The sequence below is a fragment of the Sulfurimonas sp. genome (assembly GCF_016744025.1).
Lineage (GTDB): Bacteria > Campylobacterota > Campylobacteria > Campylobacterales > Sulfurimonadaceae > Sulfurimonas.
Genome location: NZ_JADGFC010000053.1, coordinates 1 through 15,008 on the forward strand (window position 1 = coordinate 1; position 15,008 = coordinate 15,008).

General features: G+C 31.4%; 12 protein-coding genes and 4 tRNA genes. 11 read left to right on the forward strand and 5 right to left on the reverse strand.

The window, feature by feature from the left end; all coding sequences use genetic code 11:
* Nucleotides 1–114 precede the first annotated feature (114 nt).
* From QZZ48_RS08755 to QZZ48_RS08770, 4 genes are all read right to left on the reverse strand, one after another.
* Nucleotides 115–189: transfer RNA gene (locus QZZ48_RS08755), tRNA-Gln, on the reverse strand.
* A gap of 103 nt (nt 190–292) precedes the next feature.
* Nucleotides 293–369: transfer RNA gene (locus tag QZZ48_RS08760), tRNA-Met, on the reverse strand.
* A 14-nt stretch (nt 370–383) separates the two neighbouring features.
* Nucleotides 384–458, reverse strand: a tRNA-Gln gene (locus tag QZZ48_RS08765).
* A 14-nt stretch (nt 459–472) separates the two neighbouring features.
* Nucleotides 473–549 (reverse strand) — tRNA-Met (locus QZZ48_RS08770).
* A 158-nt stretch (nt 550–707) separates the two neighbouring features.
* Between QZZ48_RS08770 and QZZ48_RS08775 the strand changes: the two genes are divergently transcribed.
* The 11 genes from QZZ48_RS08775 to QZZ48_RS08825 all read left to right on the forward strand — a co-directional run bounded on the left by QZZ48_RS08775 (nt 708) and on the right by QZZ48_RS08825 (nt 13,932).
* Nucleotides 708–1,736, forward strand: a complete 1,029-nt coding sequence (locus QZZ48_RS08775) for a bifunctional 3,4-dihydroxy-2-butanone 4-phosphate synthase/GTP cyclohydrolase II (protein ID WP_294964484.1) — start codon at nt 708–710, stop codon at nt 1,734–1,736.
* 131 nt (nt 1,737–1,867) lie between these two features.
* The gene (locus QZZ48_RS08780) at nt 1,868–3,538 is read left to right on the forward strand and encodes a response regulator (protein WP_294964487.1); all 1,671 of its coding nucleotides are present in this window, start codon (nt 1,868–1,870) and stop codon (nt 3,536–3,538) included.
* Between the two features lie 96 nt (nt 3,539–3,634).
* The gene (locus tag QZZ48_RS08785; protein WP_294964490.1) at nt 3,635–4,357 is read left to right on the forward strand and encodes a DUF695 domain-containing protein; all 723 of its coding nucleotides are present in this window, start codon (nt 3,635–3,637) and stop codon (nt 4,355–4,357) included.
* A complete protein-coding gene (locus QZZ48_RS08790; RefSeq protein ID WP_294964492.1) occupies nt 4,358–6,175 on the forward strand; it encodes an MFS transporter in 1,818 nt (605 codons plus the stop codon).
* Nucleotides 6,156–6,527 (forward strand): diacylglycerol kinase, encoded by a 372-nt coding sequence (locus tag QZZ48_RS08795; RefSeq protein WP_294964494.1) that lies wholly within the window; start codon nt 6,156–6,158, stop codon nt 6,525–6,527. The genes QZZ48_RS08790 and QZZ48_RS08795 overlap by 20 nt, the downstream gene beginning before the upstream one ends.
* A gap of 7 nt (nt 6,528–6,534) precedes the next feature.
* Nucleotides 6,535–8,181, forward strand: coding sequence for a patatin-like phospholipase family protein (locus QZZ48_RS08800; RefSeq protein WP_294964498.1), 1,647 nt, complete (start codon nt 6,535–6,537; stop codon nt 8,179–8,181).
* An 8-nt stretch (nt 8,182–8,189) separates the two neighbouring features.
* Nucleotides 8,190–8,729 (forward strand): BamA/TamA family outer membrane protein, encoded by a 540-nt coding sequence (locus QZZ48_RS08805; protein WP_294964501.1) that lies wholly within the window; start codon nt 8,190–8,192, stop codon nt 8,727–8,729.
* Nucleotides 8,726–9,907 carry a saccharopine dehydrogenase family protein gene (locus QZZ48_RS08810; protein ID WP_294964503.1) on the forward strand — a complete coding sequence of 394 codons (1,182 nt, stop codon included), beginning with the start codon at nt 8,726–8,728 and terminating at the stop codon, nt 9,905–9,907. The genes QZZ48_RS08805 and QZZ48_RS08810 overlap by 4 nt, the downstream gene beginning before the upstream one ends.
* 7 nt (nt 9,908–9,914) lie before the next feature.
* On the forward strand, nt 9,915–11,048 hold the full coding sequence (gene nspC, locus QZZ48_RS08815) for a carboxynorspermidine decarboxylase (RefSeq protein ID WP_294964505.1): 1,134 nt from the start codon (nt 9,915–9,917) through the stop codon (nt 11,046–11,048).
* Nucleotides 11,049–11,092: 44 nt separating this feature from the next.
* The gene (locus QZZ48_RS08820) at nt 11,093–13,381 is read left to right on the forward strand and encodes an EAL domain-containing protein (protein WP_294964507.1); all 2,289 of its coding nucleotides are present in this window, start codon (nt 11,093–11,095) and stop codon (nt 13,379–13,381) included.
* Nucleotides 13,378–13,932, forward strand: a complete 555-nt coding sequence (locus QZZ48_RS08825) for a methyltransferase domain-containing protein (RefSeq protein ID WP_294964510.1) — start codon at nt 13,378–13,380, stop codon at nt 13,930–13,932. Before QZZ48_RS08820 ends, QZZ48_RS08825 begins: the two co-directional genes overlap by 4 nt.
* Here QZZ48_RS08825 and QZZ48_RS08830 read toward each other — a convergent pair.
* On the reverse strand, nt 13,919–15,008 hold a 1,090-nt coding region (locus QZZ48_RS08830), incomplete at its 5' end, for a DNA alkylation repair protein (protein ID WP_294964513.1). The two genes, QZZ48_RS08825 and QZZ48_RS08830, sit on opposite strands and share 14 nt — an antisense overlap.

The window sequence follows — 15,008 nt, forward strand, 5'->3', positions numbered from 1 at the left end:
AAATACAAAACTCCGTATGAAGTGTTTTTCAGTGAAATGAGTAAAAGATTAGCTAGCTAATTTAGGTGGAAATTGCACTTGTTGTTGGAATTGGCGGTTGATTTTTAATAGTGGTGGATGGGGATACAGGATTCGAACCTGTGAATGCTAGCACCAAAAGCTAGTGCCTTACCACTTGGCGAATCCCCATCATTTGAAAATGTGGTGAAATTTTATCATATGAAACTTAGATTTCTATAAAAGTAGACTGTTTTAGATAATATTTTTAAAAGTTATATGATTAGTTTATGATTGGTTGCGGAAACAGGATTTGAACCTGTGACCTTCGGGTTATGAGCCCGACGAGCTACCAAACTGCTCTATTCCGCTAAATTTTAAGAGAGTGGATGGGGATACAGGATTCGAACCTGTGAATGCTAGCACCAAAAGCTAGTGCCTTACCACTTGGCGAATCCCCATCATTAGTGTAAATTGGTTGCGGAAGCAAGATTTGAACTTGCGACCTTCGGGTTATGAGCCCGACGAGCTACCAAACTGCTCTATTCCGCTGTGTTTAACAAACGTGATTACGATGTTTGTTGGAGCGAAATTATAGACAAATAGTTTTTTAAAGTCAAGAGAAACAGAGTTAAATTTATAAAGTTTGTTTTGAACTCTTTTTAATTAACTTTTATGTATAATCCTGCTAAATAAAAAAAAGAGAATATATGACACCTACACAAAGAGTATTAGAAGTAATAGAAGAGATAAAAAAAGGAAGAATGGTCATCATGGTTGATGATGAAGATAGAGAAAATGAGGGTGACTTAGTATATGCATCTGCATTCTCAACTCCTCAAAATGTCAACTTTATGGCTACTCATGCAAGAGGTTTAATCTGTGTTGCTCTTAGTAAATCTATAGCTACTCGTCTTGATTTAAATCCTATGGTAAGCTCAAATACATCGTCTTATGAAACAGCTTTTACAGTTTCTGTAGATGCTAAAGACGCTTTAACAGGTATATCTGCGGGTGAAAGAGATGATACTATTAAAATACTTGCAAATCCAATTTCTCATGCAGATGAGTTAGTTAAACCAGGACATATCTTCCCTCTTATAGCTAAAGATGGTGGTACTCTTGTTAGAACTGGTCATACTGAGGGTTCAGTTGATTTATGTCGTTTAGCAGGGCTTAGTGAATCATCTGTTATTTGTGAAATTATTAAAGAAGATGGAACAATGGCTAGACGTGATGATCTCGATATCTTCGGTGAAACACATTCTCTTAAAACTGTTTTCATTTCAGATATTGTTGAGTATCGTTTAGCAAATGAGAGACTAGTTAAAGAGACTAGTGTACAAGAGATAGATTTTTTTGGTGTAAAAGTTAAACAACATACATTTTTGGATCATGATGATGTAGAGCATACTGCTGTAGTTTTTTATAATGCAGGAGAAGTATCAAATGTAAGAGTTCATAATGTTATACCAGATATAGAACTTCTTTTAAATCAAAAAAAATATAATAATCTTGTAGACTCAATAGAATATCTAAAGCAAAATAGTGGTGTTTTAGTTTTTATCAACAAAACAAACCATCAAGATAATGCAGCGATGAAAGAGATTGGAACTGGTGCTCAAATACTAAAATCTCTTGGTATTTCTAAAATGAACCTTATTACATCCCTTAAACAAACTGAGTTTGTTGGTTTAGGTGGCTTTGGTCTAGAAATAAACGAAATAGTAAATATATAATCTATTTTCAGTCATTCTCGAGCCTTCTTTGGAAGCTTGTTTTCATGAACTTTTTTTGTATTGATATATATCAAGATGCTATTTAATACCCTTTGTATATAATCATTGATAATGTGTAAGAATAAAATAATATGATAACGACACCAGTACTTATAGTTGATGATAGTCCTATGATTATTAAGATTATAAAAAAAGCATTACTTACTAACAATATTGATAGTTATAAATTCCATGCAGACAGTATTTATACTTCAGTTGATGGGATGGAAGCTTTTGGTAGAATTGGTGAAGGTCATAATATCAAGCTAATTATTAGTGATATTAACATGCCTAATCTTAACGGTGATGAGTTTGTTGAGATACTAAAAGATACTGGTAAACTCGAAGAATTACAAGTTGTTTTTATTACTGCATCTTCTACAAAACTTGTTTTATCTTCTGCTGTAAAAGAAAATACTCTTGGTGTTATTTATAAACCTTTTAGATTTGATGGATTTATTCAAAAATTACAAAAACTTACAAATGAAAAATCTTTAAAAGATGAAGAATTAGAAAAATTAAAAAAAATACAAACTGAGAAGAAAATATTTATTGAAAAAATCTGTCTTTTATACCTAGAAAATTTAAACATTGACTGGGTTACAGATGCTTTTGACGCTCTTCTTAATGAGACTTTTAATAACTCTCAAGTACATGAAGAAGATTATCCAGAAGTTACTTACTTTATACTATCTACTTATCTTTTTGAAGAGTCGATAGAACATACAATAGATAGCAAAAAAATCTCATGTATACTCAAAACACACTCTACAAAAGTCAAGTTTAGTAAAAATCGTTTTGCGCTTATTAATGGTTTTAATTCACAACTAGACGAGGTTAATTCAACACAACTAGAACCAAAAAAAGTGATTGTTACATTGATTTCTCCTCTTCTTGATAAAATCTCTATTGCTATGACTAAGGTGAAAAAGTACCCTAAGTTAGATGCAAAACTATATGCTCCAAACTTTGAATATACTATAGAAGAATTTACAAAACTTGACTGTAATTTTAATGATGATAACCTAGTTAAACTTATGTTAGAACAAAAAGAAATATCTGAATTTACACAATTTCTTTACAACTTTTTAAATAAAAATGAAGTGAGTAAAAGTATCAATGCAGTTGCAAAATCTGAAGTGCTTAGAGTTGAACTTACAAAACGATTTAATAAGGTTTTAAATAATACCTTTGCTTTATCACGTCACTATTGTGGAGCTATAGAATTTTATATATACAAAAGAGCTAAAGAGTCTAAAGAGATATATCCATATCTTAAAACTAATATGCCTAAATCATTACCTAGCAGTTCAAGGTTTTTACTTCATAAGGGAAAAGTGACTGCAAAACAAGCACAAGCTTATCTTCCTTATGAGAAACAAAAAGTTCTTGTACTATCTAACTCTCTTCAAACACTTGGTGTTTTTAAGGATGGAGTTGATGGAATGTTTTGTAAATGGAGTTTTGCATGTTTTACAAAAGTTTCTCTTTTAGAAGCTTGGCTTAATAATAATACGCCAGATAAAATAATAGTAGATTTTAGTTTTAAAAGTTCTGTCTTTGATAGTGGTTTTCAGTTTATAAAGTTAGCAACTAATAAATATCCAATTATCAAAGATGCAATTAGTATGGACCAGCTATATTTTATTGCGAATAATGAAGCTTACATAAAACTTAATAAACATAAAAATACTTATAACTTTTCACTTATACCAGAACCATTAACCCTAAATGGAATTTCGCAAACTCTTCTTTATAATTAAGCCTTTTACCTTCAATTATTTACACTCTTCATATCACTTCAAATCCATGACTTAATGATTAATTAGATATAATAAATAAAAAATGATAGAGAGTATATGAGAGAAATTTTTAATAGATTAGAAGATAATGGTGAAGTAGTTATTGAAGTAAACGTTGAAGCAACAGATGCAAAGGAGATGAACCCTTGGCTTTTTAGTATATTTGTAAAATATGATTCTTTAGACGAAACTAAAGAAGGTTATGAAGAGTTTTTAGAGACTAAAGAAGCTCTTATTATTGCACTAGAACATCAAGATAGAGCCATATATGTTGGAACTAGAGTTATTGATGGATGGAATGAGTTTTATTTCTATGCATATGATTCTAAAAAGCTTGACTCAATAGCTAGTAAAATACTAACTCCTTCAAACTATGTTTATGAAAGCAATGTTGTAAGAGATACAAAATGGGGTTTTTATGAAACTCAACTTTTTCCAACAGAGTTGGAATTTTGTCACATCCAAAGTGCCAAGATAATCTTTTTACTCCAAGAAGAGGAAGAAGACTTAACTATACAAAGAGATGTTGAACATTATGTAGCATTTGATACTCCAACGCAAAAAAATAGATTTGTAAATACACTTGATCTTGATGGGTTTACTTTTAAAGATGATATAAGTTCTGAAGAGTTTGAACATGGTGTGGCCCTTGTTAAAAAGCATGATGTGACTGAAGTAGAAGTTAAAAAAGTTGTTGACGAACTTTTTGCTAAAGTAAAAGAAAATCTTGGTTATTACGAGGGTTGGAGTACAACTTTAGTAAAGCAAGAAGATAACTAGATGAAAGAAATGTTCAAAATAGTAGGCGTAGTAAACTACCTAATAGTTGTGTTTTTAAATGCTTTTACAGATTTAGGACATAAAATAATTATTCAAAATACCATCTTTAAAATTTATGATGGTGAGATGCAAATTGTTTTAACAGCTATTGTAAACGCACTTATTATTTTGCCATTTATTTTAGTTTTTTCTCCAACTGGATTTTTATCAGATAGATTTCCCAAAAATGAAATTATGAAATACTCTGCTTTATTTGCAGTATTTATAACACTTGCCATTACGTACTCTTACTATAATGGACATTTTTACACAGCATTTGCTTTTACATTTTTACTAGCTTTTCAAAGTGCAATTTATGGACCAGCAAAATATGGTTACATAAAAGAAATAGTAGGTATTAAGCATATAAGTAGCGGAAATGGAGCAGTTCAGGCTGTTACAACTGTTGCAATTCTTGGCGGTATGCTTTTTTATACTATTTTATTTGAGAATATGCTCGATGATACCTTTGTGACAAAAGAAGATATATTAAATCTCATTGCTCCAGCAGGGTGGCTTTTAGTTCTTGGCTCAGTTATACAGTTTATATTGGCTTTACAACTTCCAAATAAGATGCCACAAGAGAGTGAAAAAAAGTTTAGTTTTGCTAGATATATTAGAGGTAAATATTTACAAAAAAATATAAAGATTATTAGAAGAAAAAGAGAAGTTTTTGAAAATATTATAGCTCTTGGTCTTTTTTGGTCTATATCTCAAGTTATTTTAGCTGTATTTGGTGAGTATGCCAAGAGTGAATTAGGTGTAATAAATACTATATATATCCAAGGTGTAATGGCTCTTGCTGGTATAGGAATAGTTAGTGGATCAATACTCGCTGCTAATCTTTCAAAGTACTATATTAAAACTGGTTTAGTAGCTATTGGCTCTTTAGCTATAACTATCATAGTATTTCTGATTCCATTATCTGGATCTATGACAACTATGGCAATTCTGTTCGCACTATTTGGTGTTTTTGCAGGATTTATTATGGTTCCTTTAAATGCACAAATACAATTTTTATCTCCTCGTGTGCATCTAGGTACGATACTCGCGGGAAACAACTTTGTTCAAAATATTTTTATGTTTTCATTTTTGATGTTAACAACTGTATTTGCATATAATGGAATGAATGCAACCATTCTTATATATATCATGGGAGTTGTAGGAATAGCTCTTACATATCTTGTTTTACATAGATACTTCGTTATGACATTTTGGGCATTTGTAGAGATACTTTTAAAGTTTAAATATGACTTTCATTATGTGGGTTTAGAAAATATTTCTACTTCTAAGGGAGTTTTACTCTTAGGAAACCATGTAAGTTGGGTTGACTGGGTTATAGTTCAAGTACCTATCAAAAGACGACTTAACTTTATGATAGACAAAGATATATATAACTGGAAACTTTTTAATAAAGCATTAAAAAAAGGTGAGGTTATCCCTGTTTCACAAAAGGCTTCTAAAGACGCATCTCAAAGACTAATGAATGGTAAAATTGTTTCTTTATTTCCAGAAGGAAAGATAAGTCCAGATGGAAAAATAGGTGATTTTTACAGAGGTTATGAGATGATTTGTCCTGAATATGATGGAAAAATTGTTGGATTTTTCATTGATGGAATGAATGGAAGTTTATTTTCTAAAACTAAAAAAACTAAACTCTCTAGTAAAAGAGTCGTAACTGTTTACTTCTCAGAACCAATGAGCAGAGAAACTAAAGCAGAAAATCTAAGAGAAACTATTATAAATCTAAAGGACAAACATGAAACTAAACAAGCCTAAACATTCACTTTTTCGTAATGGAATGTATGCAGTAGAAGGTTTTATAGATATAACTAAAAATGAGACATCTTTTAAGTGGCAGTTGCTTATGCTTAGTGTTATGGGCATAGTAGCTTGGAACCTTCCTATTAGTTTTGGACACTCTAGCATCTTGTTTATATCTTTGTTTATACCAGTATTAGCAGAAGTTGCAAATAGTTCTATTGAAAGAGTTGTTGATTTGGTTACAAGTGATTATCACATTCTTGCAAAGCAGGCTAAAGATGCAGGTGCAACCTTAGTTCTTTTAAGTCTTATAGTGACAACTCTTATTTGGTTATCAGTTTTGGCTGTGGCATTTAACTTAGTATAGAGTAATTATGAAAATACTACTCATTCTAGCCCTTGTCTTTGCATCTTCTTTTGCACAAGATAGACCAAAAATAGCACTTGTTTTAAGTGGTGGTGGAGCTAGAGGTGGAGCACATGTTGGTGTTTTAAAAGTATTAGAAGAGAAAAAAATTCCTATAGATATTATTGTAGGTGCGAGTATGGGCTCATTTATGGGTGGATTATATGCGTCAGGTAAAACTCCTCAAGAAATAGAGAAGATGCTAGTCACAAGTGACTGGAGAAAGTATATACGAACAGATTTTGATAGAGCTGATACTCCTATGCGAGTAAAAGAAGTAGAGTATTCATATCAAGGTCGCCTTGGTCTTGGAATCGACTCTAAAAATACTCTTGTTCTACCTACTGGTGTTTTAAAAAGACAACCTCTACTCTTTAAGATGATGGAAGAAACTCAACATACTCAAAATATTAAAGATTTTGATAATTTTGCTATACCATTTCGTGCACTTGCTACAAATATAGCTAATGGCGAAGCAGTTGTACTAAAGTCAGGTTCTCTTGGGGAAGCTATCTATGCTTCAAGTTCTATTCCTGGTGGACTTCAACCTATTAATATTAATGGCGTTGATCTTGTAGATGGAGGAGTTAGCGATAACATTCCGATACAACTTGCTAAAGACATGGGTGCAGATATTGTCATAGCTGTTGACGTGAGTGAAAATTTTGATGAAGAGATAGATATTAACTCTTATTTTGTTGTTCTTGGACAGATGGTTAATATATTGATGAGAAAGAATGCAAATAAATCAATACAAAAACTCACCGATAAAGATATTCTCTTAACACCAGATTTAAAAGGCTTTAATGGCTTAGATGCTCATAAGTATAAAGAGATTGTGCAAAGAGGTTATGATATTGCCAAAGAATCTTATGAGAGTAAGTTAAAGCATCTTAGTCTAAGTGATGAAGAGTATGAGCTGTATAAACAAAAGCATAGAGTAGCAAAAAAAAGAGTAAGTCCAATAATAGATGCTATTGAAATACAAAACCCAACATATATAAGTGATGATTCGATACTTCAAAGAATCAGTGTTAAAGTTGGTGATAGACTAGATGAAAAGCTCTTAAGAGAAAAGTTGATGCATATTTATAATATGACAATATTTGATAGTGTAGAGTATAAGCTCAAAGAGATTGATGGAAAAACTATACTAGTGATTATTACAACTCCAAGTTGGAACAATCATGCTGATATTCGCTTTTCTATAGGTGTACAAGATGATTTTGAAGGACAGTCTTCTTACTCATTTAAAGCTGGTTATACAATGTTTGGCCTAAATCAATATGGGGCTCAGTGGAAGAATGATTTTGAAATTGGTGAGAACCAAAAAGCTTATACTGAATTTTATCAACCTCTTGACTCTATGCAAAGATATTATCTAAAACCATCTATCCTTTATGAAAAAACTATAGAGTACTTTTCTTACGATAGTGGTACTGTAGAGCTAGAAACAGGAAGTGTTGGAGCTTCTATAGGAGTGGGTGCGAATATAGGAACTGACTATCAGCTTGAAATAGGGATTGGTTCTTTTAAAAGGATACAATTGATATTTCAACAAATAGTACTTCTGAAACACAATATAAATCTAGACCTATGTATGCTTCAATTTTAGTAGATAATTTGGATAATTTTAACTTTCCAAGTAAAGGTATTAAATCAAATCTTAAATGGAAAAAAGAGATGAAGAATCTTGGTGGTGATTATGATCATGAAAAAATTTATTTTGATATCAAAAAACCTCTTACACTTTACAATAATAATATAACCACATATGTAAAAGCAGGTACAACTTACAATAATAGCAACGAGGATAGTCTTATTTTAAGTGATAAGTTTACACTAGGTGGTCTTTTTAATATGTCTGCTTATAAACCATACACCTTAATTGGTAATCATATGTTTTTGGCACTTGCAAAGTATAGATATCGAATAAAAGATGGTGGTTTCTTTGGTTCACTTAATACACCTTTATACGCAGGTTTTACTTTAGAAGCTGGGGATGCTTGGTCTGATGGTGAATATAGAAATTTTCAAGACCTTAAAAAATCTGTAAGCATCTATGTAGCTGCAGAAACATTTTTAGGACCACTTTATTTAGCTCACGCTTCCTCAGAAGATGGTGAGAACTCATTTTATATATATTTAGGAGAAAGTTTTTGACAACATTAATTATTGGTGCAGGCGGAGTTAGCCGTGTAGTTGTACACAAGTGTGTACAAAATTCAGAGGTATTTGGAAAGATTGTTTTAGCGAGTAGAAGTATCGGTAGATGCGAGACTATTAAAGGTGATTTTGTAGATGCTGACATAGAAATTACAACAGTAGATGCAGATGTAACAGAAGAAGTAATAGAACTAATAAAAGCATGTAATGCAGATATAGTTATAAATGTTGCACTTCCATACCAAGACTTAACTATTATGGACGCTTGTATTGCTACAAAGACTCATTATCTTGATACTGCAAACTATGAGCATCCTGATGAAGCTAAGTTTGAGTATAAACTTCAATGGGCAAGAGATGAGAAGTTTAAAGAAGCTGGTGTCATGGGACTTCTTGGAAGTGGATTTGACCCTGGAGCAACAAATGTATTTTGTGCTTATGCTCAAAAACACTACTTTGATGAGATTCATACTATTGACATTATGGACTGTAATGCAGGTGATCACGGTTACGCATTTGCAACAAATTTTAACCCTGAGATAAACCTTCGTGAAGTAAGCTCAAAGGGTCGTTACTGGGAAAATGGTGAATGGATAGAAACTGAGCCTATGGAAATAATGCAAGTTTGGGATTATCCTGAAGTAGGGCCAAAAGATTCTTACCTTCTTTACCATGAAGAGATGGAATCACTTGTTAAACATATCAAAGGTCTAAAACGAATAAGATTTTTTATGACATTTGGGCAGAGCTATTTGACTCATATGAAGTGTTTAGAAAATGTGGGGATGTTAGGTATTGAGCCGATTGAGCACAAGGGACAAAAAATAGTTCCAATGGAGTTTTTGAGTACTCTTCTTCCTGATCCTGCATCTCTTGGACCAAGAACAACTGGTAAGACAAACATAGGTATAGTTGCCGAGGGTCTTAAAGATGGTGTGAAAAAGAAGATATACATTTACCAAGTAAAAGAGCATGAAGATTGTTTTGCAGAAACAAATTCTCAAGGAGTTTCATACTCTACTGGAGTTCCTGCAATGATTGGTGCTAAACTTATGTTACAAGGTAAGTGGAGTGGTGTAGGTGTCTTTAATATGGAACAATTTGACCCAGATCCATTTATGGATGAGATGAACACTCAAGGTCTTCCTTGGCAGGTAAAAGAGCTGGATATATAAAATATCTATGAATAATTTTGAAAACATTAAAACACCATGTTATATATGCGAAGAAGAACTTTTAGAAAATAATCTAAAGCTGCTTGATTACGTTCAAAAACAAAGCGGAGCCAAGATAATATTGGCTCTTAAAGGCTTTGCTATGTGGAGTACATTTTCACAGATACGAGAGTATCTTCAAGGTTGTACTGCAAGTGGACTTCATGAGGCAAAACTAGCTTACGAGAAGTTTGGAGGAGAAGTACATACTTACTCTCCTGCATATAAAGATGAAGATATAGATGAAATAGCTGAAATCTCTAATCATGTAGTTTTCAACTCTCCTAATCAACTTTTTAAATATGTACACAGAGTAAAAGAAATTAATCCAGATGCCAGTATCTCTCTACGTATAAACCCTGAACACTCTGCATCTCCAAAAGAGATATATAACCCATGTGGCATCTATAGTCGTTTGGGAACAACTTTAAAAAACTTTGATGAAGATGTTCTAAACTATGTAGATGGTCTGAACTTTCATGCTCTTTGCGAGCAGGGAGCAGATGAATTAGAAGCTGTTTTGATTGCTTTTGAAGATAAATTTTCTAAATATTTTAAAACTCTTAAGTATATTAATTTTGGAGGAGGACATCACATCACTAAAAAAGGTTATGATGTTGAAAAGTTAATTCGAATCATTAAAGAGTTTAGAGCTAAGTATGATGTAGAAGTTTATCTTGAACCTGGAGAAGCTATTGGATGGGAAACTGGAGTTTTAGTTTCTACTGTACTCGATATTGTAGATAATGGAATGAATATAGCAATACTAGATACTTCAGCAGAAGCCCATATGCCAGACACTCTTGCCATGCCATATCGTGCAGATGTTAGAGGCTCAGGTGAAGCCGGTGAGAAAAAGTATACATATAAATTTGCTGGAAATACATGTCTTGCAGGTGATATTATGGGAGATTACTCCTTTGATAAAGCCTTAGAAATTGGAGATAAAGTAATTTTTGAAGACCAAATTCACTATACTTTTGGTAAAAATACAACATTCAATGGAATTAAGCTTCCATCTCTTATGATAAAAAGAAAAGATAATACTTTAGAAATCATAAAAGAATTTGGATACGAAGATTATAAAATAAGATTATCTTAATTTTATAATCTTTTACAAATATGAGTTTTAGGTATAATCAGAACATGTTAATAGCAAGTAATATATGGAAAATCTTTTATCTGATACTACTGAGTGGAACTTTTTTAGTTCTCACGCTGTTATATGTGAACTATAATGAAATAAATGATAGATATCATATTCAAATACAACATTACACAGAGCTTTTATCTAAATCTGTAAATTCAGATTTCTTGCAAAAAGATATGGTTTTAGGCATTATTGGAAAACAATTATTTAAAAACAACAACTACAAAGATATACAAAAATCAAAACTAATATTAGATGACTTACTAAAACAAAACCCATACTTAGTTAGTTTTGGACTTGCAGATGTTAATGGTAATGTTATTTTATCTAGTTCAAATATAAAAATAAATCCAAATAAAAACCTTTTAATAGATGCAGTAACAAGTAATGACTTTAAAGAGTCACTAATAAGTGAAAATATGGTCGTTGCTAAGACCTATTATTTTAAAACAATTAAAGAGTGGATTATACCTCTTAGAAAAGCTATTAGAGATAAAAATGGCAATGTGCTTGGTGTTGTAATCGCTGGAATAAAAAATACTAATAAGGGACACTACCTCGATACTTTAGAGTTGTCAAAAAATATAACTATTGAAATAACAAAAGACTTTGATAGCAATAAAAAAGTATATAGACAGTATTACACTAATCATGAAAACATATCATACGAAGAGTTATATAACGACCATATTCCTGATAAAGCTGTTCAAAGTGTAAACTCTGGATTACAGAAAAAATATAACTACTCTTTTGATAAGTTAAGAAAAAATGCAAAGACTCTAACTATAGAAGCCACTAATCCATTAGAAAAAAATATGATTTTTAGTATCACATATGATTCAAGATATCATTTGTGGATAACTGTTCAAGTTAGTAAATTAGAAGTTATGTATGAATTTTATTATAATGCCTTACTTTACTTAATCCTTTTTACTATTATCTCTTTAGCCTTTTATGTGCTATTTTATAATATTTCTACATCTGAAAAAAGAAAAAATAAAGAGCTTGTTTTTCAAGCACAGCACGATACATTAACTAATCTACCAAATAGAACTTATATGTATACAAATATAAAAGAGTGGAAAAAAACTCATGCACAAAAGTATTATGTTTTATTTCTTGACCTTGATAATTTCAAAAATATAAATGATAAGTTTGGACATACCATTGGTGATAAAATTCTTGTCGAAGTAGCTCAAAGGCTAGAGAAGTTTTTTAATGTTGGTGATATGCTTGTTAGACAAGGCGGAGATGAATTCATAGTCTTAAAAGAAGGTATTGAAGAAAAAGAGTTAGAGTTACAAGTTCAAGAAGTTATACAAATAGTATCAAAGACATATCATGTAAATAGCAAAGAGTTTAGAGTAGGAGTAAGTTTAGGAATAGCTCAATACCCTATAGATGCACTAAGTATAGAAGAGCTTTTAAGTCTTTCAGATACTGCAATGTATGAGGCTAAAAAACATAAAAATTCATACTGTTTATTTTCAGAGAAAATGAGACATAGTAGTGTTGTAAAGTCAGATATAGAACAAGAACTTCGTGGAGCAATAGAAAACAATGAACTTTGGATGGCATATCAACCTCAGATAAACTCAGATGGAAGCCTTTATGGAGTTGAAGCTCTCATCAGATGGGAAAATGAAAAGCTTGGTTTTGTAGGTCCAGACAAGTTTATACCAGTAGCTGAAGAGACAGGACTTATGAAAGAACTTGGTGAGTTTATTATTTACAGTTCTCTAAGAGATATAAAAAATATTAGAGATGAGTTAGATCTTTCATTTAACTTATCCATAAATATATCAGTAGTTCAACTCATGGAAGCAGATTTTTTGTCTAACTTGTTAAAAGCAGTAGAGATAGAAAACTTTACTAGAACTTGTCTTACTCTTGAAATTACTGAGAGTTTATCAATAGAAAGCTTGGATGATGTTCTACCACTTTTGGATGATATACAAGAATATGGTATCCAAATATCTCTGGATGATTTTGGTACAGGATACTCATCTCTTAGCATCTTAAGAGATCTTCCTATAAATGAGTTAAAGATAGATAAGAGCTTTATAGATAAAATCTTGTATGATGAAAGTGAAAAAGCTCTTGTTCAGAGTATAATAAACATAGGAAAAAACTTTAACATGAAAACTTTAGCAGAGGGAGTGGAGAGTGATGAGCAGATTAAAGTTCTTAAAGCTGCTCATTGTGATATATTTCAAGGTTATTACTACTCAAAACCTCTCTCAAAAGAGAATTTAATTGAATTTTTAAACAAGGAAATAATATGATAGAAGATAAACAAAGATGGAATGAAAGATATGAAGCTAGTCCTATGCCAGAGCATGTAACACCTATAATTGAAAAATATATAGAACATGTAAATGTTGGTCAAGCAATAGATTTAGCATGTGGAACAGGGAGAAACACTCACTTTTTAGCTGCAAAAGGTTTTGATGTAGATGCCGTTGATATTTCTGACTATGCACTAAAACTTGTGAAAAATTCGCCTACTATAAATAAAATAGATGCAGACCTAGATAAATATAATATAACTCCCAAAAAATATGATCTTATTGTAAATATGAACTATCTAAATCGTCGTTTAGTCTCTCAAATGAAAGATGCGCTAAAACCAGGTGGAGTGATTATATTTGAGACATTCATAGTTGCTCATGGTGATTTTAAGATACCTACAATGAATCTTGACTACCTACTACGTAAAAATGAGCTATTACACTCTTTTATAGGTTTAGATGTTATCTACTACGAAGAAAGAGTAGATACTAATCTTAAAGGTGAGAGAGTTAAGGTTGCATCTATAGTTGTTAAGAAAGGGTAAACTCTTTCTCGGCAAAAACAATGCCATTGATTATGATGGAAAGTTTTTGCTGACCCTTGTAATAAGCACGTGTGCTTATCGCTTTAAAAGAGTATTTTTTTGAAATGATCTTTTCATTTTGAGTAAATACTCCCTCAGATATTTTAAACACTTTAGTGTTATGACTTCCATTTTTTCTTAAAAAATCTACTGCATACTCAACTCTTAGTTTTCCAAGTTCTTTTTTTGAATTTATTAAAAATGAAAACAGAAGTTCTTCTCCCATCTTAACATTACTCGTGATTTCAAAGTTATTTAATTCTATGGTCTCTGGATGTGTAAATCCAAAAAGATTTAAAACCTCTTTATCACTAGCTTTTAAAAGAGTTCTACATCCATGTTTCAAAAGAGAGTCTCTATTTTTATTATCTGCTATCCAAGAATTTGCCAATTTTTTTACTATCTTTGGATTGTCTTTTGAGATATCATTAATATTGTTTGCGACACTTTTTCTTACATATTCACTTTCGTCATCTTTGAGTTTTTCTAAGATAATAAGAACCTCACTTGGATTTCTTTTAAAATCACCTAATGCAATAGCCCAAGGAAGTCTAGGCCTACAACCCTCAGATGCTAGTCTTCTTACATGATGATTACTTGACCTTGCCCAGACAAGCATCTGAGCCATTGTCTCTTTTGGATATTTCAGTATAAATTGTCTTATAGTAAATTCTGATGAACACTTATTTGTAAAGTGTTCTAAGGCTTTCATAGATACTTTAAAATTATCTAGACCATAAACTTCTACATAATCTTGAAATATCATATTCTCAAGTCCGTAACTATGGTTGAGTCTTGAAAAAGAATCTTTTAGTATTTCTATACTTTGAGTGTAGTCATTTGGTAAGAAATCACCTAAAACTATAGATATATGTCTCATTCTCTGTTTTAACTCTTTATCATCCCAATTTTCATTAAAAATATTTGTTGCAAAACCTAAGCTATCAAACTCAGAGTAAAAAGATTTAATCTCATTTGATAATAACTTGATATAGTTTTGGTTATATAGATTTTTTAAGAGTTCAGCCATCTTATAC